The sequence below is a fragment of the Nitrospirillum guanabarense genome, assembly GCF_034653355.1.
Classification (GTDB): domain Bacteria; phylum Pseudomonadota; class Alphaproteobacteria; order Azospirillales; family Azospirillaceae; genus Nitrospirillum.
Map to the genome: position 1 here is coordinate 1,294,094 of NZ_JAYEER010000001.1, position 17,638 is coordinate 1,311,731.

The 17,638-nt window shown below is 64.2% G+C and carries 20 protein-coding genes; 9 read left to right on the top strand and 11 right to left on the bottom strand.

Going from position 1 to position 17,638, the window contains the following annotated elements:
• Window positions 1-12 precede the first annotated feature (12 nt).
• Both UAA55_RS05375 and UAA55_RS05380 read right to left on the bottom strand, forming a co-directional pair.
• A complete protein-coding gene (locus tag UAA55_RS05375) occupies window positions 13-1,254 on the bottom strand; it encodes an efflux RND transporter periplasmic adaptor subunit (protein WP_322951621.1) in 1,242 nt (413 codons plus the stop codon).
• Between the two features lie 183 nt (window positions 1,255-1,437).
• The gene (locus UAA55_RS05380; protein ID WP_322951622.1) at window positions 1,438-2,196 is read right to left on the bottom strand and encodes an isocitrate lyase/PEP mutase family protein; all 759 of its coding nucleotides are present in this window, start codon (window positions 2,194-2,196) and stop codon (window positions 1,438-1,440) included.
• Window positions 2,197-2,417: 221 nt separating this feature from the next.
• Between UAA55_RS05380 and UAA55_RS05385 the strand changes: the two genes are divergently transcribed.
• Window positions 2,418-2,948, top strand: a complete 531-nt coding sequence (locus UAA55_RS05385; RefSeq protein WP_322951623.1) for a TetR/AcrR family transcriptional regulator — start codon at window positions 2,418-2,420, stop codon at window positions 2,946-2,948.
• A 57-nt stretch (window positions 2,949-3,005) separates the two neighbouring features.
• Here UAA55_RS05385 and UAA55_RS05390 read toward each other — a convergent pair whose 3' ends face one another.
• From UAA55_RS05390 to UAA55_RS05425, 8 genes are all read right to left on the bottom strand, one after another.
• Complete coding sequence (locus UAA55_RS05390; RefSeq protein WP_322951624.1) at window positions 3,006-3,596, bottom strand: DUF7002 family protein; 591 nt, start codon at window positions 3,594-3,596, stop codon at window positions 3,006-3,008.
• A 170-nt stretch (window positions 3,597-3,766) separates the two neighbouring features.
• Window positions 3,767-4,291, bottom strand: a complete 525-nt coding sequence (locus UAA55_RS05395) for a TetR/AcrR family transcriptional regulator (protein WP_322951625.1) — start codon at window positions 4,289-4,291, stop codon at window positions 3,767-3,769.
• 83 nt (window positions 4,292-4,374) lie between these two features.
• Window positions 4,375-4,878: a DUF1993 domain-containing protein gene (locus UAA55_RS05400; RefSeq protein ID WP_322951626.1), complete on the bottom strand. Its 504-nt coding sequence runs from the start codon at window positions 4,876-4,878 to the stop codon at window positions 4,375-4,377.
• 254 nt (window positions 4,879-5,132) lie between these two features.
• A complete protein-coding gene (locus UAA55_RS05405; protein WP_322951627.1) occupies window positions 5,133-6,404 on the bottom strand; it encodes a thiolase family protein in 1,272 nt (423 codons plus the stop codon).
• A gap of 77 nt (window positions 6,405-6,481) precedes the next feature.
• Window positions 6,482-7,222 carry a 3-oxoacyl-ACP reductase family protein gene (locus UAA55_RS05410; RefSeq protein WP_322951628.1) on the bottom strand — a complete coding sequence of 247 codons (741 nt, stop codon included), beginning with the start codon at window positions 7,220-7,222 and terminating at the stop codon, window positions 6,482-6,484.
• A 291-nt stretch (window positions 7,223-7,513) separates the two neighbouring features.
• Window positions 7,514-8,689 carry an MFS transporter gene (locus UAA55_RS05415; RefSeq protein ID WP_322951629.1) on the bottom strand — a complete coding sequence of 392 codons (1,176 nt, stop codon included), beginning with the start codon at window positions 8,687-8,689 and terminating at the stop codon, window positions 7,514-7,516.
• 30 nt (window positions 8,690-8,719) lie between these two features.
• Entirely contained in the window at window positions 8,720-9,961 is a 1,242-nt protein-coding gene (locus tag UAA55_RS05420; protein ID WP_322951630.1) for an efflux RND transporter periplasmic adaptor subunit, read from the bottom strand.
• 349 nt (window positions 9,962-10,310) lie between these two features.
• The gene (locus UAA55_RS05425; protein ID WP_322951631.1) at window positions 10,311-10,814 is read right to left on the bottom strand and encodes a MarR family winged helix-turn-helix transcriptional regulator; all 504 of its coding nucleotides are present in this window, start codon (window positions 10,812-10,814) and stop codon (window positions 10,311-10,313) included.
• A 227-nt stretch (window positions 10,815-11,041) separates the two neighbouring features.
• Between UAA55_RS05425 and UAA55_RS05430 the strand changes: the two genes are divergently transcribed.
• Complete coding sequence (locus UAA55_RS05430) at window positions 11,042-11,947, top strand: LysR family transcriptional regulator (RefSeq protein ID WP_322951632.1); 906 nt, start codon at window positions 11,042-11,044, stop codon at window positions 11,945-11,947.
• 150 nt (window positions 11,948-12,097) lie between these two features.
• Window positions 12,098-12,646, top strand: coding sequence for a carboxymuconolactone decarboxylase family protein (locus UAA55_RS05435; protein ID WP_322951633.1), 549 nt, complete (start codon window positions 12,098-12,100; stop codon window positions 12,644-12,646).
• A gap of 79 nt (window positions 12,647-12,725) precedes the next feature.
• Here the strand turns inward: UAA55_RS05435 and UAA55_RS05440 are convergent, their stop codons facing one another.
• A complete protein-coding gene (locus tag UAA55_RS05440; RefSeq protein WP_322951635.1) occupies window positions 12,726-13,670 on the bottom strand; it encodes a LysR family transcriptional regulator in 945 nt (314 codons plus the stop codon).
• Between the two features lie 120 nt (window positions 13,671-13,790).
• Between UAA55_RS05440 and UAA55_RS05445 the strand changes: the two genes are divergently transcribed.
• The 6 genes from UAA55_RS05445 to UAA55_RS05465 all read left to right on the top strand — a co-directional run bounded on the left by UAA55_RS05445 (window position 13,791) and on the right by UAA55_RS05465 (window position 17,586).
• Window positions 13,791-14,339, top strand: coding sequence for a carboxymuconolactone decarboxylase family protein (locus UAA55_RS05445; protein ID WP_322951636.1), 549 nt, complete (start codon window positions 13,791-13,793; stop codon window positions 14,337-14,339).
• A gap of 86 nt (window positions 14,340-14,425) precedes the next feature.
• Window positions 14,426-15,286, top strand: coding sequence for an alpha/beta fold hydrolase (locus tag UAA55_RS05450; protein WP_322951637.1), 861 nt, complete (start codon window positions 14,426-14,428; stop codon window positions 15,284-15,286).
• A gap of 89 nt (window positions 15,287-15,375) precedes the next feature.
• The gene (locus UAA55_RS05455; RefSeq protein WP_322951638.1) at window positions 15,376-15,558 is read left to right on the top strand and encodes a nuclear transport factor 2-like protein; all 183 of its coding nucleotides are present in this window, start codon (window positions 15,376-15,378) and stop codon (window positions 15,556-15,558) included.
• A gap of 30 nt (window positions 15,559-15,588) precedes the next feature.
• Window positions 15,589-15,759: a nuclear transport factor 2 family protein gene (locus UAA55_RS31200; protein WP_416235168.1), complete on the top strand. Its 171-nt coding sequence runs from the start codon at window positions 15,589-15,591 to the stop codon at window positions 15,757-15,759.
• A complete protein-coding gene (locus UAA55_RS05460) occupies window positions 15,756-16,523 on the top strand; it encodes an SDR family oxidoreductase (protein ID WP_322951639.1) in 768 nt (255 codons plus the stop codon). The genes UAA55_RS31200 and UAA55_RS05460 overlap by 4 nt, the downstream gene beginning before the upstream one ends.
• A gap of 88 nt (window positions 16,524-16,611) precedes the next feature.
• Window positions 16,612-17,586: an alpha/beta fold hydrolase gene (locus UAA55_RS05465; RefSeq protein ID WP_322951640.1), complete on the top strand. Its 975-nt coding sequence runs from the start codon at window positions 16,612-16,614 to the stop codon at window positions 17,584-17,586.
• Window positions 17,587-17,638: the final 52 nt, after the last annotated feature.

Genomic DNA, 17,638 nt, shown 5'->3' on the forward strand with positions numbered 1-17,638 from the left:
GCGGCCCCGGGTTTAGTTGGTTGCGGTTTTGATGGCTTGGGCCTGTGGGGCGACGGTGGCGCCTGGCCGGACGGTGGGGATGCCGCCGACGATGACGCGGTCGCTGGGGCTGAGGCCTGAGCGGATGACGCGGAGGCCGTCGCGGAGGTCGCCCAGCGTGACCTGTTTGGGGGTCACGACGTTGTCGGGGCCGACGGTCAGGACGACATGGTCGGACTGGTCGGGCAGGACGGAGGCGTCCGGGACGAGCAGGGCGGGGGCGGGCGGTGCGAGCTGGACGCGGACGCGGGCGAAGCCGCCGGGGGTGAGCAGTCCGTCCGTGTCGGGAACGGTGGCACGGAGATGGATGGTGCCGCTGGAGCGGTCCAGGCTGTTGTCGACGAAGTCGAGCGTGCCCTGATGGTTGAAGGCGGTCTCATCGGCCAGGGCGACCGCGACCTTGTTGGCGAGGACGCCGCCCTGGGCCTGGCGCTCCCGCAGGAAGCGCATGTAGTCGGCTTCGCTCATGTCGAAGTTCAGGTAGAGGGTGTCGGTGGAGACGATGGTGGCGAGCAGGGTGGTGGGGCTGGTTGCGGCGCGGCTGCCGGCGACCAGGTTGCCGACGGAGACGAGGTGGGTGCCGACGCGTCCGGTGAAGGGGGCGGTGACGCGGGTGTGATCCAGGTCGAACTGGGCATCGCGGATGGCGGCCTGGGCGGCGTCGACGGCGGCCTGGGCGGCGCGCTGCTCCGCGTTCTTCTGGTCGGTGCTTTGGACGGATCCGGCGCCGGTTTTCTGCAGGGCGTCGGCGCGGGTGAGTTCGCGGTTGGCGAGTTCCAGGCGGGAGCGGGCGCTGGCGAGGGCGGCCTCGGCCTGGCTGAGCCTGATCTGATAGGGGGTGGGGTCGATCTGGAACAGCAGGTCGCCTTTATGGACGATGTCGCCGTCCTTGAAGCCGATCTGGGTGAGGGTGCCGCCGACCTGGGCGCGGAGTTCGACCTTTTGCACGGCGGAGAACTGTCCCAGGAGTTCCAGGCGGCCATCGACGTCGCGCTGCAGGGGCAGGCTGACGGCGACGCTGGGGGGCGAGGCGGTGCCGGCCGGCAGGGTGGGAGAGGCCATGAGCTGGGGCCCGGCGATGACGGCGCCGGCGACGACGCCAAGGGCGATCATGGAAGCGACCCAGGCTTTGGCGCCTGGCTTGGTGGCGGAAGGCTTGGGGGATTGCTGCTGGGTGACGAAGTCGGTGGCGTGGTGGGTGACTAGGTCGGACATGATGGCCTCGCTGGTGTCTGTCGCATCTATCTACCGATAGATTTACGAAGCACAGATAAGCGCACGGACATCGACTCTGTCAACATCTATCTATCGATAGAGAGTTGTTTTTGAGGGCGTCGCGAGTAGCCAAAAAACGCGGGGGCCGGCCTGAAGGACCGCCCCCCGCGCCATTCCAGGTTTTTAGGACAGGGCCGCTTTCGTTTCCGCCTCGAGCTGGCGCATCGCCCGGGAATAGGGAAGTGCGCCATAGCTGATGCGTGACACGCCCAGCGCCGCCAGTTGATCGCGCGGTGGCACCCCGTCCATGACCATCACATTGACCGGTAACGTGACGCCCTCGATGATTCGGCCGATCAGCGCGGCGTCGACCAAGCCGGGGATGAAAAGGCCGGAGGCGCCGGCGGCCGCATAGGCCTCTGCCCGGGCGATTGCCTCGTCGACGGCTTGAGCCGGGTCCCGTCCCTGGCCAAGGAACAGATCGGTTCGCGCATTGATGAAAAAGTCGACGCCTTTACGCTGCGCCGCCTCGCGGATGGCCGCGATGCGGCTCGCCTGCCGCTCTTTGGGGTAAAGGCCCCGGCCCTTGACGATCCGATCTTCGAAGTTGATGCCGATGACGCCCAAGTCGATAAGGCGTGTCACGTTGAAAGCCAATTCATCGAGACTCTCGCTATAACCACCTTCGAAATCAGCGGAGACTGGAACGTCGATGGTTGAAGCGATGCGCGCCACCGTCAGTTCAAAGAGATCGATCGGGATGTCCTCGCCGTCCCGGTAGCCCTGCGCCTCGGAAACAGCCCAACTGCTGGTCGCGATCGCGGGTGAACCGGCCGCCGCTATCGCGCGGGCGCTGCCGGCGTCCCATGCATTGTAGAGCACCAAGGGCTTTCCCTTGATGTGAAGCGCACGGAAGCGTCGAGCTTTCTCTGATTGAGACATTTTGAGGCCTCTCTTTCACTGCAACGAGTTTAAGGGGGAGTGGGCTGTCGGGGGGCGCCAGCCGAGACCGGGGCTCACACGAATGACTACCTATCGATAGATCATATCAAGTGGGTCAAATCCAGCTGCCGTCAATGTCTATCTATCGATAGGACTGAAAAATCCTTGACGCCCCGATCTAATATATCTATCTATCAACAGATAGAATAGGAGTTGAGGCCATGAACGATATTGCCACGGCGATCCTGGACGCTGCGGAGCGGCGCATGCGGATCGGCGGCTTCGGCGGCTTCAGCCATCGCGAGATCGCAGCTGAAGTTGGTGTGAAGAGCTCAAGCGTCCACTATCACTTTCCGACCAAGGACAAGCTCGCGGCGGCCGTCATACGGCGGTACGCCGACCATGTGTCGGAGCTCATCACCCGGGAGTTTGCAACCGAGGCGGACCCGGTGAAGGCCTGGACTCGCGCATTCCGCGCCGCGGTTTACCCAGGAGAACGGATTTGTCCCTGCACGGTGCTGAGCGCCGAAGCCTCGGACCTGCCGCCGGAGGTAGGGGCGGAGGTGAAGCGCTTCTATACGATGTGCATGAGCACGCTGACGGCAACCGGCATGTCGGACAGGGCCGCGATCGAGCTGCTCTCGACCTTGACCGGCGCCATGGTGGTTGCCAACGGTCTGAATGACGGGACGGTGTTCGACCGCGCCATGTGCGAGTTATTGGGCGAGACACCGGCCCAGCCTGCGGCATGACGGGAACGCAGCCGGCCCTCTGCTGGCGCTGGTTGCGCCAACACTTCGGCCCGGCGTTTATGGCCTGATGATATTCAGCAGATAGGGCGGCTGGACGGGAATGCCGCATCCAAACAGAACTTCGGCGGGGGGGCGCGTGCGCTGGCCGGTTGGCCAGCCTTGTCGGAGCCAACGACTGTAGGGGACGAAGGTGTCCTTGCCGCGGCGCGCCGGTCTCCTGCGGGCATTGCCGCTGTTGATGGGCGACAGCAAAGCCTGGTCACCGAACGCATCAAACAGCGCCGCCCCGTCAAAAACCAGGATGACCTGGGGGCGGGGGCCGCATGCGATGCGCTGCCGCTCCAGCCGATCCCGATCCGGCCACAGGAACACGAAACTGTTCAGCAGGGCGTACCAGTCGCTGGTCGTAAGACCGTCGTCGAGCGCCTTGGCCAGGGCGGCAGGCGGCATCGGGCGCTGGTCGCGGACAAGGATGTTGGCGGATAGCTGCATGGCGTCGGGGCGATGGTTCCGCAACACCGCAGTGTGCGCTGCCCCGGTGATGCCTGCCAAGTCCAGCAGCCGCTCGGTGCTCAGCAGCCCATGCGCCATGATGGATGGGAGGTTGTGTTCCTCGGCCAAGTGATAAAGCGTATCAAGCCGGCTCATCTCCATGCCCTTTCCCGCTGCCCCAGGCTAGGGGAGGCCGCGGACAGCAAAAGAGCCTGCCCGCCATTTGATGATGGCGACCGCCAAGCTCACGTTTTGTCGCGAATTAACCGCCGGTGGGCACGTTTGAAAACCCCGCGGCTCCTGGAAGGCACGGGGTTTTAGGGCGATCATGCCGCCGCTGCGTGCTCCCGCAGCACATCCTGGGCGGCATTGTCGTACCGGTTGACGTCGTCGAACACGGCGGCCAGCATCTGGGCGCCCAGGAGAGTGGACATGATCACCGACGCCTTGGCCTCAGGCAGGCCGCGCGCCGCCAGCTTGTCGAACCACATCCGATAATATCCCCGGACCTCCGCCGACACTTCCGCCGGCAGATCGAAGATGGCAGCACCCAGGACGACGCAAGGGCACAGGCGGTCGGAAGAATGGACCGGCCCGCCGAACGCCTTGGCCATGACCTTGATCGGATCACGCTGGCTCTCGAACAGCCCATCAACGAATTCCGCCACCCGCGCCGTATAGCGGCGGATCACCTCCGCAGCCAGCTTCTCCTTCGTCGGGAAGTGGTAGTGGACGCTGGAACTCTTCACACCGACTTCGGCGGCCAGGTCACGGAAGCTGAAGGCGTCATAACCCCCAACGCGGATGTGCCGTTCAGCAGCGTCCATAATTCGAGCAGCTATGTCACTCATCGCAATCCTCCTTGACTACCTCACGATAGATAGTCTTTCTGACGCCAGAAAGCAAGCCCCAACGCCGGGTCCGGGCCGCCTCATCATTGAGGGTTGGGATAGATGGCTCCCAAGAAATCCCGCTTGCCCACATCAACTCCGCCTTGGCGCAAGATCGCGTAGGCCATCGAGACGTGGAAGTAGACGTTGGGGACGACCACGCTGATGAGATAATCTTCACCGCTGATTGCCTCCGGTATCCAGGAAACTGTGACTTTCCGCTGAATGGCATCGGCGAGCTGATTTTCAGTGAGGCCGCGAACGAAGGCGACGGTCTTGCGGATCCGCTCGCGCATGTCGGCGATATTGTCTCCAGTGTTTCCGTACGTAGGTGGCTGCTGGCCAGTGAACCTGACGGCAATCCCTTTTAAGTAGTCGCAGGCGCTCTGGATCTGGAAGACGAACTGCCCCATGTCGGGGGCCAGCCGCCATTCCATGAGCACCTCGGCATCGAAGCGTTTGGCGGTGGCGTGCAGCTCGGCCTTGTCCATCCAGGTCTCGATGCGCTCGACTGCCGAGGCGCACTGTTCGATGATCTTATGGTACATGGATACCTCCAGCGGCGCCGCTCGCGGCGCCAGGTTTCTGCATCAGTGTTCGGCGGTCCTGGCGCAGCTGCGGGGGTTGAGCACGCGCCGCATCGAGGACTGATAGCTGGCTCGCTTGGATTCCGGCCGGATGGGCCGCCGTGTCAGGTTGCTTCCGCAGTTGCGTCGGCGGCGGCCGGTGACAGGTCCTTGTCACAGCATTCGAAGATGGGGCGCAGGTCCGGCATCGCGATTTCCTCCGGATTGGTTCGGGTTCAGCTGTTCTCAAGCAGGGCGACGGCGCCTTCGCCACCATCGGCGCAGACACTGACGATCGCTTTCGACCCCTTGGGCATGGCCGCCAGTTCCTTGACGGTCTGGCTGAGGTCGCGGGCGCCAGTGGCGCCGAAGGGATGGCCAATGGCGATCGACCCGCCGTTCGGATTGACACGCTCAAACGGGAAGCGGCCAAAGTCCCGGGCAATGCCGACCTTTTCGGAGATCCAGCCCGGTTTCTCCAAGGCTGCGACGTTGGCGAGCAGTTGCGCCGCGAATGCCTCGTGAATTTCCCACAGCGCGATATCCTCGAAGCGCAGGCTGTGCCGGTTCAGCAGGCGGGCGATGGCGTAGGGCGTTGCCATCAGCAGGCCGTCGGCGAAATCGATCGCCGCCAGCTCATGGTCGATCAGCTTGGCCGTGGGTACGTTGGTACCCAGCCGACGCCGCCCTTCCGCCGAGACGACCCAGAGGCCCGCTGCGCCATCGGTGATCGGCGATGAGTTGCCGGCGGTCAGCGTGCCCTTGCCGCTGGTCCTGTCGAACGCGGGCTTGAGGGAGGCCAGTTTCTCCAACGTGGTGTCGGCCCGTACGTTGGCGTCGCGAGCGATTTCCGGCAGGGGGATGACCAAGTCGTCGAAAAAGCCGCCGTCCCAGCCAGCGGCCGCGCGCCTGTGGCTGTCATAGGCCCACTGGTCCTGCGCCTCGCGGGTGATGCCCCACTGTTTGGCGGTCTCCTCCATATGGTCGCCCATGGTGCGGCCGGTGATGCGGTTGGCCCAGCCCTTGACCGGTAGCACGAAGTCGGCCGGCGTCAGTTGGCCCAGCGCTGCCAGGGCTTCGGCCGGGTCTTGGGCGAAGAGCGCGCGCAACCGGTCAACCGTCGCGGTGGTGAGGCCGATCGGGGGCCGGCTCATGGTTTCCACGCCGCCGACCAAAATGACGTCAGTCCCGCCGCCGATCATGCCGGCGGCCGCGAAGCTGGCCGTGATGCTGGTGGCACAGGCGAGGATGGCGGTAAAGGAAGGGACGGTGGGGTCCAGCTTGGCGTCCAGCCAGATTTCTCGGGCGATGTTGCTCCAGCCCAGGCTGGGAATGACCGTACCCCACAGCACCAGGTCCGGCCGCCCATTGGACATCTGCTTCGCCATGGCTTGGACCACGGGGACCGACAGGCCGATGGCGTCATAGCCGGCCAGGGCGCCGCCGCCACGGCCGAAGGGGGTGCGCAGGCCCGAGGCGAGATAGACGTCTTGTTGGAAGCGTTTCACGGGCGAACTCCTTGGTTCGGGATGAAGCCGTTGCGGGTCGCCCGCCCAGGCGGCGGGCGACCCGGTTTGCGGTGGCCTTAGGCGTTGGCGCCGCCGTCGACGGTCAACGCCGTGCCCGTGATGTAACGGGCGGCCGGGCTGGCCAGGAAGGCCACCGCGTTGGCGATGTCATCGCCGACGCCGTAGCGGCCCATGGGGATATTCTTCACGTTGGCGTCGAAGATAGGGCCGCTGGCCGGGTTCATGTCGGTGTCGATGGAACCGGGCTGGACCAGGTTGGCAGTGATGTCCAGCAGGGCGAGCTCACGCGCCAAGCCTTTGTTGAAAGCGATCAGAGCCGACTTGGAGGCGGAGTAGACGCCGACCATGGAGAACGGTACATGGTCGGCGAAGTAGCTGCCGATGGTGATGATGCGGCCGTCCTTCTTCAGATGGGGTATGGCGGCCTTGCTGGCCACGATGGGGCCGCGCACGTTGACGTCCAGGATGGCATTGATGTCCTCGATGGAGATGTCCCGGACGTCGGCCAAGCGGATGATGCCGGCGTTGTTCACCAGGATGTCCAGCCCGCCCAGCTCGGCGACCGTGGTCTCGATCGAGGCCTGCACGGCGGCCACGTCGGCGCTGTCCGCCTGGATGGCCACGCCCCGGCGGCCATAGGCCTCAATGGCGCGGACCACGGCGGCGGCGTGGTCGGCCGACTTCTCATACGTGATCGCCACGTCCGCGCCCTCGGCGGCCAGTTTCTTCGCGATCGCGGCACCGATGCCGCGGCTGGCGCCGGTAACCAGGGCGCGCTTGCCAATCAAAGTTGTCATTTTCAGCTCCATTCTCGTGAGGTTTGCCCCGGAGGAGGTTCTCCGGGAAGGAGGGGTAGTTGATCGTCTATCTATTGATCGATAGCCATCCATGCATAGCGGGCGTATTTTCGGTGGTCAAGAATCTTTCTATCGATAGATAGATAATTTTCAGAAAGAGCCGCGACTGGAGTGAATCCCGGCCTGCGGATGACATTCAAAATTTCGGTCGTCGGAGGCGTTCGTTGACAGGAATGGCAACGCCACCGATGAAAAGGAGCCTCGCCAGCGCACGGCTCCTTTCCAGGAAGTTTAGGTCGTCGCCAACGCGGCCTTGGTCCGGTTCGCGGCGGTGATGCGCCAGGTGGCCAGCTCACAGGTCGCGAGTGCCAGGAGGATGAGAGCGACCCCAATGGCACCCAGATGGTGGGCGCCCAGCGTGTGGACGCCGGCAGCACCGAGGATGCCCGCTGTGGTGACGCCTAGGTAGGTGCCAGAGTTGTTGAGCCCCAGCACGATGGGGGCAGCGGTGGGCGCCAGGGAGACGAGGCGGCTTTGCTGGGGTGCTTGGATGCTCCAGGCGAACAGGCCCCAGATCGCGATGGCCAGCACGGCTGTCCAGAGGACGGCACCGGTCCAGGCGAACAGCGCCATGTCGACGGCTTCCAGGATCATGACCGTGAGCAGCACCTTGCGGACGCCCAGGCGATCGACGATGCGTCCCGTCACCAGGTTGCCGATGGTGCCGGACGCTCCCCAAACTACAAGCAGGATGCCGAGCAGCAGCGGGTTGCCGCCAATGGCACGATCGAAGACCACGGAGAAATAGGTGTAGACCGTGAAGTTACCCCCCATGGCCAGCATGGTGGTGAGCAAGGTCAGCAGGATGCGGGCGTCCGCCAGCGGCGCCAAGCGTCTGGCCAGGCTGACCGCCGATAGCATGGGCAGGTTGGATAGCAGGAACAGGACGCCAAGGAAGGCCAGGACACCCAGGGCGGAGACGAAGATCATGGTCCAGCGCCAGTCACCCACGCCGCCGATCACCGATCCCAGCGGCGACCCCAAGGCGGTGGCGGTGGTCAGGCCGCCGATGATGATGGACAGGGCGAAGCCGCGGCGCTCAGGCGCCACGATCATGGCGCCGACGCCGCTGGCGGTGGGCGCGAACATGGCGGCACCCAGGCCCGTGATTACGCGCATTAGGATGGCGACGCCGAAGGTGGGCGCCACCGCCGTCGCCAGGTTGGCCGCCACGAACACCGTCATGCCAAGCAGCATGAGCGTCTTGCGCGGCACATTACCGGCGATGGCGGCGACGGTTGGCGCCAGCAGCGCGAACGACAGGGCATAGGCCGTGGTCACTTGGCCAGCAGCACCGATGCCGACGTCATAGAAATGCGCGATCTGCGGCAGGACACCGGCCATGACAAACCCGTCGGTGCCGATCGCGAACATGCCGAACGCTAAGACAAGCAGGCGCTTATCCATGACTCACCTCCTGAGGGAAGAGCCCCGGGTTTAGTTGGTTGCGGTTTTGACGGCTTGGGCCTGTGGGGCGACGGTGGTGCCTGGCCGGACGGTGGGGATGCCGCCGACGATGACGCGGTCGCTGGGGCTGAGGCCTGAGCGGATGACGCGGAGGCCGTCGCGGAGGTCGCCCAGCGTGACCTGTTTGGGGGTCACGACGTTGTCGGGGCCGACGGTGAGGACGACGTGGTCGGACTGGTCGGGCAGGACGGAGGCGTCTGGGACGAGCAGGGCGGGGGCGGGCGGTGCGAGTTGGACGCGAACGCGGGCGAAGCCGCCGGGGGTGAGCAGTCCGTCCGTGTCGGGAACGGTGGCACGGAGATGGATGGTGCCGCTGGAGCGGTCCAGGCTGTTGTCGACGAAGTCGAGCGTGCCCTGATGGTTGAAGGCGGTCTCATCGGCCAGGGCGACCGCGACCTTGTTGGCGAGGACGCCGCCCTGGGCCTGGCGCTCCCGCAGGAAGCGCATGTAGTCGGCTTCGCTCATGTCGAAGTTCAGGTAGAGGGTGTCGGTGGAGACGATGGTGGCGAGCAGGGTGGTGGGGCTGGTTGCGGCGCGGCTGCCGGCGACCAGGTTGCCGACGGAGATGAGGTGGGTGCCGACGCGTCCGGTGAAGGGGGCGGTGACGCGGGTGTGATCCAGGTCGAACTGGGCATCGCGGATGGCGGCCTGGGCGGCGTCGACGGCGGCCTGGGCGGCGCGCTGCTCCGCGTTCTTCTGGTCGGTGCTTTGGACGGATCCGGCGCCGGTCTTCTGCAGGGCGTCGGCGCGGGTGAGTTCGCGGTTGGCGAGTTCCAGGCGGGAGTGGGCGCTGGCGAGGGCGGCCTCGGCTTGGCTGAGCCTGATTTGGTAGGGGGCGGGGTCGATCTGGAACAGCAGGTCGCCTTTGTGGACGATGTCGCCGTCCTTGAAGCCGATCTGGGTGAGGGTGCCGCCGACCTGGGCGCGGAGTTCGACCTTTTGCACGGCGGAGAACTGTCCCAGGAGTTCCAGGCGGCCATCGACGTCGCGCTGCAGGGGCAGGCTGACGGCGACGCTGGGGGGCGAGGCGGTGCCGGCCGGCAGGGTGGGAGATGCCATGAGCTGGGGCCCGGCGATGACGGCGCCGGCGACGACGCCAAGGGCGATCATGGAAGCGACCCAGGCTTTGGCGCCTGGCTTGGTGGCGGAAGGCTTGGGGGATTGCTGCTGGGTGACGAAATCGGTGGCGTGGTGGGTGACTAAGTCGGACATGATGGCCTCGCTGGTGTCTGTCGCATCTATCTACCGATAGATTTACGAAGCACAGATAAGCGCACGGACATCGACTCTGTCAACATCTATCTATCGATAGAGAGCTATTGGCGGCGGCAATTGCTATAACTGAGACCCAGCATGTGGCGCCGGTTCTGGCGTTCGCTGTGAACTGGCGTCGAAGTGGCCTTCTTGTGAAAAGCGAGGCAGCGTACTGAAACAGTTCAGGAAAATGACAAATGAATAGGGCTCTGATCAGCGCTGGTCGGGGTCCCGCTCTCAATACGCTTTCTGCGGATTTGTCAGGCTGTTGAGCTCGGGGCTCGCTTTGGGCGCCGGTTCACATTAATCAGCTCTTTGAGGTTGCTTTCCGGCGATGTCCCGCCTCGAGGCTGAGCCGGAGATTGTTAAGATCGACCCGCAGATCTTCGAGGCGCTGCTCCCCAAGCCCGGTGGCGAGATTGATCTCCGCCTGGACGGCCGCTGCGGAGCTTTTCAGGGCGTGTCCTTCGCCAGTCAATGTGATGCGCACCTGGCGTTCATTTTCCGGATCGCGCGTGCGCCGGAGACGTCCGGCCGCTTCGAGCCTTTTGAGCAGCGGGGTCAGGGTGCCGGAATCGAGCCGCAGTCGGCGCCCCAACTCCTTGACGGTCAGATCGTCACGCTCCCAGAGCACCAGCATCACCAGGTACTGCGGATAGGTCAGCTCCAAAGGGTCCAGATGAAGCTTGTATATCTTATTGTAGGAATGAAGTGCCGCATAGAGGGCGAAGCACAGGTGGTTTTCCAGCTTCATATTTTCATTGGCGGAGGTGCGATAGTGGGTTTCGTGGGACACGATCTTTTGCTTCATCCGGGTCGCAATTGCGTTGTTCCGGTCAGAATTCCCCATTGGAATGCGAAGCATAAGGGGATGATTTCGACAGTCTCACTTCCGCGAAGTGAAAGAAGGGACGCAAGATTGTGGGCATCTCCCGCCGAAAGCCGGAAGGAATGTGCTCGCCCGTTAATTGCGACGTTACGCCCAAAGGCATAAGTTGCGCCTCAAGGGCTATCGGTTTTCAGTGGGCGGAAGAAGCGATGGACAGATTGGAGGCGATGACGATCGTCTTGCTCACGGTCGAGAAAGGCAGCCTGACAGCCGCCGCGAAGGCGCTGAACATGCCGCTGCCGACCGTGAGCCGAAAAATCAGCGAGCTGGAAACCTATCTCGGAACGAAGCTGCTGCAGCGCTCCACCCGAAAGCTGACGCTCACCGCCGCGGGCGAGAGCTATGTCAACGGCATCAGGCGTATCATGGAGGATATAGACGAGGTCGAGCGTGCCGCATCGGGCGAGTATACAACGCCCCGCGGAGAGCTTGTCCTTACGGCGCCGATGCTGTTCGGGCAGATGTACATCCTTCCGATCGTGACCGACTTCCTGGCCGCATATCCGGAAATCAATGTCCGGCTGCTGCTGTCGGACCAGAACCTTCACCTCTATGACGATCACGTCGATATGGCGGTTCGGCTCGGCGCGCTTCCGGACAGCGGCATGATCGCGACCCGGGTCGGTTCCATGGACACGCTCGTCTGCGCATCGCCCGATCTCCTCGCGGCCCACGGTCTTCCAAAGCATCCAAAGGACCTCGAAACGCTTCCCTGCGTCGTGTTTGCCGGTCCTTCGACAACCACCTGGTCGTTTCAGGAGCCGGAAACGAAGCGGAGGTTCGAAGTCAACATCGCCCCTCGGCTGTCCGTGACGGGGGCCGAGGCGGCGATCCAGGCAGCGCTGCGCCGCACCGGCCTGACCCGCGTGTTCCGCTATCACTGCGCCGACGCGCTCCGCGCCGGCACGCTGGTGCAGGTGCTGCAGGACTTTGATGTGGACCCCGTTCCGGTTCATCTCGTCCATGCCGCCCACGGGCTCCTGCCGCTGAAAATGCGGGTATTCCTGGATTTCGCGGCCAGCCGGCTGCGCTCGGTCCTGTCGAAGCTGAAGTGAGGCGGCCGGTGGCGTCGGTGGGGCTTGGCGGTCCAACCTTGCGCTGGATGGAAGTCATGCTCTCGAATTCAGGTAATTATTCTGTTTAATGCAATGTCGCACATTCTCCTCACCGACGCCGCAGCGGCTCGGAAATAGAGGAGAAACGAAATGGCCCGTATTGCAATCCCCACCCTGGAAGAAGCCCCCGCGAAGTCTCAGCCGATCCTTCAGAACTATGTGAAGGTAATCGGCTTGGTTCCGAACTTCTTCGCCATGATCTCGCAGTCCCCGGACGCCCTCAAGGCGATCGCCGATATGCATGCGGCGCTCGGCAAGAGCCTCGGTCACAAGACCCGCGAACGCATCCACGTCATGACCGCCGAGGTCAACGGCTGCAACTACTGCCTGTCGGCGCACACCTATCTCGGCGCCAAGCTGCAGGGCCTGAGCGCGGAAGACATGGAACTGAACCGCGACGGTCACTCGACCGATCCGAAGGCCGACGCCGCGCTGCAGTTCGCCTACAAGGTCGCCAAGGGTCGTGGTCACATCGAGGACGCCGATGTCGAGGCGGTTCGTGCCGCCGGCTTCAGCGAAGCCGAGATCGTCGACATCGTCGCCGAGACCGCCTTCAGCTTCATCACCAACATCTTCAACAACACCTTCAAGACCGAGATCGACGCGGCGTTCCCGCCGCTGCGAACCAAGGCAGCCTGATGCGCCGTCTGGCCGAGCGCACACCAGCGCTCGGCCGCCTGCCCTTCGCTGGGCGGGCTCCCGGATCGTCGTTTGTTGCTTAAACCGGAACCTCGACCCGCGCCTGTTCCGCTTCGAACACCTGTCCGACGGTTCGTAGACGCTGCTGCAGGCGTGGCGCGACGAAGTCGAGGAACGCCTTGAGCTTCAGCGGCTGATGCGGACGCGGCGCATACACGATCTGCACGGGAAAGGGTGGCGGCGCCCATTCGGAGAGAACCGGTACGAGAACACCGTCGCGAACGCTGTCAGCCGCTTGGTAGGAGATGATATAGGCGATGCCGATGCCGGCGGCCGCTCCCGCGATGATGGCGTCTGCCGTGTTCACCGAGTAGCGCGGGCGGATGATCGTGGTCTGCTCGCCGCGCGGGCCCGCGAAGGTCCAGTCTCGCCAAAGCTTCAGCCCCTCATAGGCGATGCATGCGTGAGTGCTCAGCTCTTCCGGAGACGAGGGGGCGCCACAGCGGGCGATGTAGTCCGGGCTGGCGCAGGTTATCCAGCGGACTTCGCCCACGCGTTTGGCCACCAGCGTGCTGTCGGGAAGGTTGCCCAGCCGCACGGCGACGTCGACGTGTGATTCGATCAGATCGACGACGCCGTCCGTCAGCGCCAGCCTGACGGTCACCTCCGGATAGGCGCTGAGGAAGTCGTGAATGATCGGCGCGACGTGCATCTTGCCGAACATGATCGGGGCGGTGACCAGCAGTTCGCCTCGGGGCGCCCGGTATTCGCCCGACGCGGCCCGTTCGGCCTCGGCCAGTTCTTCCAGGACGCGCCGGGCCGAGGCGACATAGGCCGATCCGGCTTCGGTTAGAAGCAGCTTTCGGCTTGTGCGCACCACCAGTTGCGATCCGAGCATGGTCTCCAGGTCCGAGACCCGCCGGCTGACAGTGGGCAGGGGAAGGTTCAGGGTCCGCGACGCGGCCGAAAGACTGCCGCCATCCACGGCGGCCACCAGGGTACGCATTGCCTCGAACCGATCCATCAATCCTCTCACATAACGGAAGCCTGGGTTCCAAACCTACTGTCTACTGGAGGAATGTGGAAGGCGGTAATTCTGCTGCCGGAGGCCGGTCACGGCCGAGTTGATCAGGAGGCAGAGCCCATGGCGCGGATACCGACTCCCAGCGTGGAGGAAGCGCCCGAACGGTCGCGGCCACTGCTCGCCGAGGTGGATCAGCGGCTTGGGGCGATACCGAATTTCCACCGGGTGGTTTCCAACAGCCCGGCGGCGCTTGAGGCCGTGCTGGGCTTCCAGGCCACGCTTCAGGGCGGTGCGCTGGATGGCCTGGTCGCCGAGCGTATCGCGCTAACGGTGGCTGAGGTGAATGGTTGTGACTATTGCCTTTCGGCGCAAACCTACCGGACCCGCAAGGCTGGGGTTCTGGATGATGCCGAGATCACGGCGAACAGGAACGGCGCGTCGAACGACATCACGGTGGATGCGGCTCTGCGCTTTGCAAAGAAGCTGGCGCGCGAGCGCGGGCATGTCACCGAGCGCGATGTCGATGACGTGAAGCGGGCGGGATACTCGGATGCGGAGATCGTCGAAATCGTCGCGCATGTCGCTCTCAACGTCTTCACCAACTTCATCAATGAAGCCCTGAAGACGGAAATCGACTTCCCCAAGGTCGGCATTCGCCGGCCGACCTGACCGCTCAATCATTTGAAATTCAACACCGCCGGCGCTGACGCGCGTCGGCGAACCCTGGCTCACGCCCTCGAACAAGGAGAAGTGCGATGACTGTTCAATTCAAAACCACCGACGTGGACGGCCTCAAGGTCTTTTACCGGGAAGCCGGCGATGCGACCCGGCCGACGGTTCTGCTTCTGCACGGCTTCCCCAGCGCCAGCCACATGTTCAGGGATTTGATCCCGGAGCTCGCCGGCCAATACCATGTCGTTGCGCCGGATCTGCCGGGTTTCGGGCAGACGGAGCAGCCGTCACGCGACAAATTCGATTACACCTTCCAGAACCTCGCCAAGGTCATCGGCCGTTTCACCGAGGTGATCGGCCTCGCCAAGTTCGCGATCTACGTCTTCGACTATGGCGCGCCGGTGGGTTTCCGGCTGGCGGTCGAGCACCCCGAGCGCATCACCGCGATCATCACGCAGAACGGCAACACGTATCTGGAAGGCGTGTCGGAAGCCTTCGCGCCGATCCAGGCCTACTGGAAAGATCCGACCCCAGCCAATCGCGATGCCCTGCGTGGCTTCCTTGCGCCGCAAACGACCCTGTTCCAGTATACGCACGGTGTCGCCGACCCGAGCCTGGTCTCGCCGGATGGCCGTAACCTCGACGACTTCTACTTGGCGCGCCCGGGCAACGACGAGATCCAGCTCGACCTGCTCCTCGATTACCAGTGGAACGTCGCGCTGTACGACACCATCCAGGCCTATCTGCGCACGCATCAACCGCCGGTCCTCGCGGTCTGGGGCAAGAACGACCCGTTCTTCATTCCGCCCGGCGCCGAGGCCTTCAAGCGCGACGTCCCCTCGGCCGATGTCCGGTTCGTCGACAGCGGACACTTTGCCCTGGAGACCCACGCCGCCGAGATCGGCGCGGCAATGCGCGAATTCCTCGTCAAGCACGTCGGTTGAAGCCGCGACCCCACCCCGGGCGTCGCCGCGGTGACGCCCGAGGCTTGCTCAACAGCCGGCAACACTACGGCCGGCACCAGGAGACTGACATGAAAAACCCCGCTGAAACCATTCGCAGCTTCTACGAAAAGCTCGGCGCCGGCGATATCGCCGGTGTTATCGACCTGATCGCTCCGACCATCGAGTGGATCACCATGTGGCACTACAAGGTCACGGGCCCCGGCGTGGTCGGTGTCGTTGACGGCATCATCAAGCCGCTCGTGGCCGAATAGCCGCGGCATTCCCTGGTTTCGACGGAGTTCATCGTCGATGGCGACACCGTCGTCTCGCTCGGCGACTTCACCGGCGTCCATGGAACGACCGGCAAGGAAGCTCGGGCCCGCTATGCCCACGTGTGGACCGTCCGGGACGGGCTGATCGTCCGGTTCCGCCAGTATATCGACACGCTTGCGGTGGAAGGGGCTCGGTCATGAGCCGCGTTGCGATCGTCACGGGCGCGAGCCGGGGCATCGGTCGCGCCACGGCCATCCGTCTCGCGCGGGATTTCGAGGCGGTCGCCATCGTCGCGCGGTCGGCCGATACTCTGGCCGAGACCGCCGACATCGTTCGCTCGGCGGGTGCCGAGCCCCTGGCGCTCTCACGGGATCTGCGGACACCGGAGGCTTGTGCGTCGGTCATCCGGGCCACGCTTGAGCGCTTCGGTCGCATCGATGCGTTGGCCTGCATCGCCGGGGCGGTTGCCCAGGCGGACCTCTTCGCTCTGACCGACGAACAGTGGGACGACGGCCTTGCGCTGAAGTTCCACTCCGCCCGTCGCCTGACTCTCTCGGCGTGGGATGCGCTGAAAGCGTCGCGGGGTTCGGTGGCGATCACCTCGGGCACATCGGCCTATACCCCGAAGGCATCGCTTGCGGCGGTCGGCACCATCAACGCGGCGATCGTGGCACTCGCCAAGGCTTTTGCCGACAGCGGGATCAAGGATGGCGTCCAGGTGAACTCGATCCTGCCGGGTTCGGTGATGACCGGCCGCCGGCAGACCATGTTGCGAGGTTACGCCGACAGGCATGGGCTGCCGCTTGAGGCGGCGACTGAAAAATTCGCTGCCGAAATGGGCATCGCCCGTTACGGCGAGCCTGACGATATCGCCAACGCCGTCGCCTTCCTGTTCGCGCCGGAAAGCCATTGGATGACCGGGACGGCGCTGCGGGTCGATGGTGGCGAGACGAAAGTCGTCTGAAACCGCTGAAACGGCATGGCGCTGGCTCGGGCGCTCAGGTTCCAGAGCGCCGGCGATGACCCAAACATGCGTCGCATGGAGGTTCACAATGACCAGAATATTATTCGTTCACATCAAAGCCCGCCTGTTGAGGGCCGCGGCCGTTGCCGTCGCAACGCTGACCATGGCCGCGGCAGCGTCCGCGGCACCGCTGGAATTGACGGCGTCGACCACCAGCTATCACCGTGTGAAGGTTGACGGCGTCGGAATCTTTTATCGTGAAGCCGGGCCGAGGAATGCGCCGACGATCGTGCTGCTGCACGGCTTTCCGTCGTCGTCTCGCGAGTTCGACACGCTGATCCCTCTGCTGGCCCCTCGTTATCACGTGATCGCGCCTGATTTTCCGGGCTTCGGGCAAAGCGATGCGCCAGCGGCGTCGGCTTACGCCTACACGTTTGACCACCTCGCCGGGGTGATGAATGACCTTCTGACAAGCCTGGCGATCAACCGCTACAGCCTCTACATCCACGACTACGGTGCTCCGGTGGGATTCCGGATGATGGTGGCGCATCCGGAGCGGCTGCAGGCGCTGATCACCCAGAACGGCAATGCCTATCAGGAAGGGCTGGGCACGAAATGGTCCAAGATTGCCCAATATTGGGCCGACCCTGAAGGCCATCCGGAGGTGGTTGACGCCTTCCTGTCGTTCGAGGCGACGGAGCAGCGTCACACAGCGGGGAGCACCCATCCGGAGCGCTACAATCCGGATACCTGGACGGACGAGTTCACGCACCTCTCAAAGCCTGGCCAGCGCGAAATCCAATCGGCATTGCTCTACGATTATCGGACCAACGTTGCGGCCTACCCGCAGTGGCAGGCATGGCTCCGCGAGCATAAGCCTCCGACCCTCGTCGCGTGGGGCGCCAACGATCCGTCGTTCATCGCGCCGGGTGCCACGGCGTTCAAGAAAGACCTTCCCGACGCGGAGATCCACCTGCTGGATGCCGGGCACTTCGCGCTCGACGAACAGACGGACGAGATCGCGCGCCTGATCCTGAACTTCATGGCCGGACATCCAGGATGACGCCGTCTGCCGCGGATCGGCACTGAAGCAGGCCTGGAGGATGCGCCCCTAC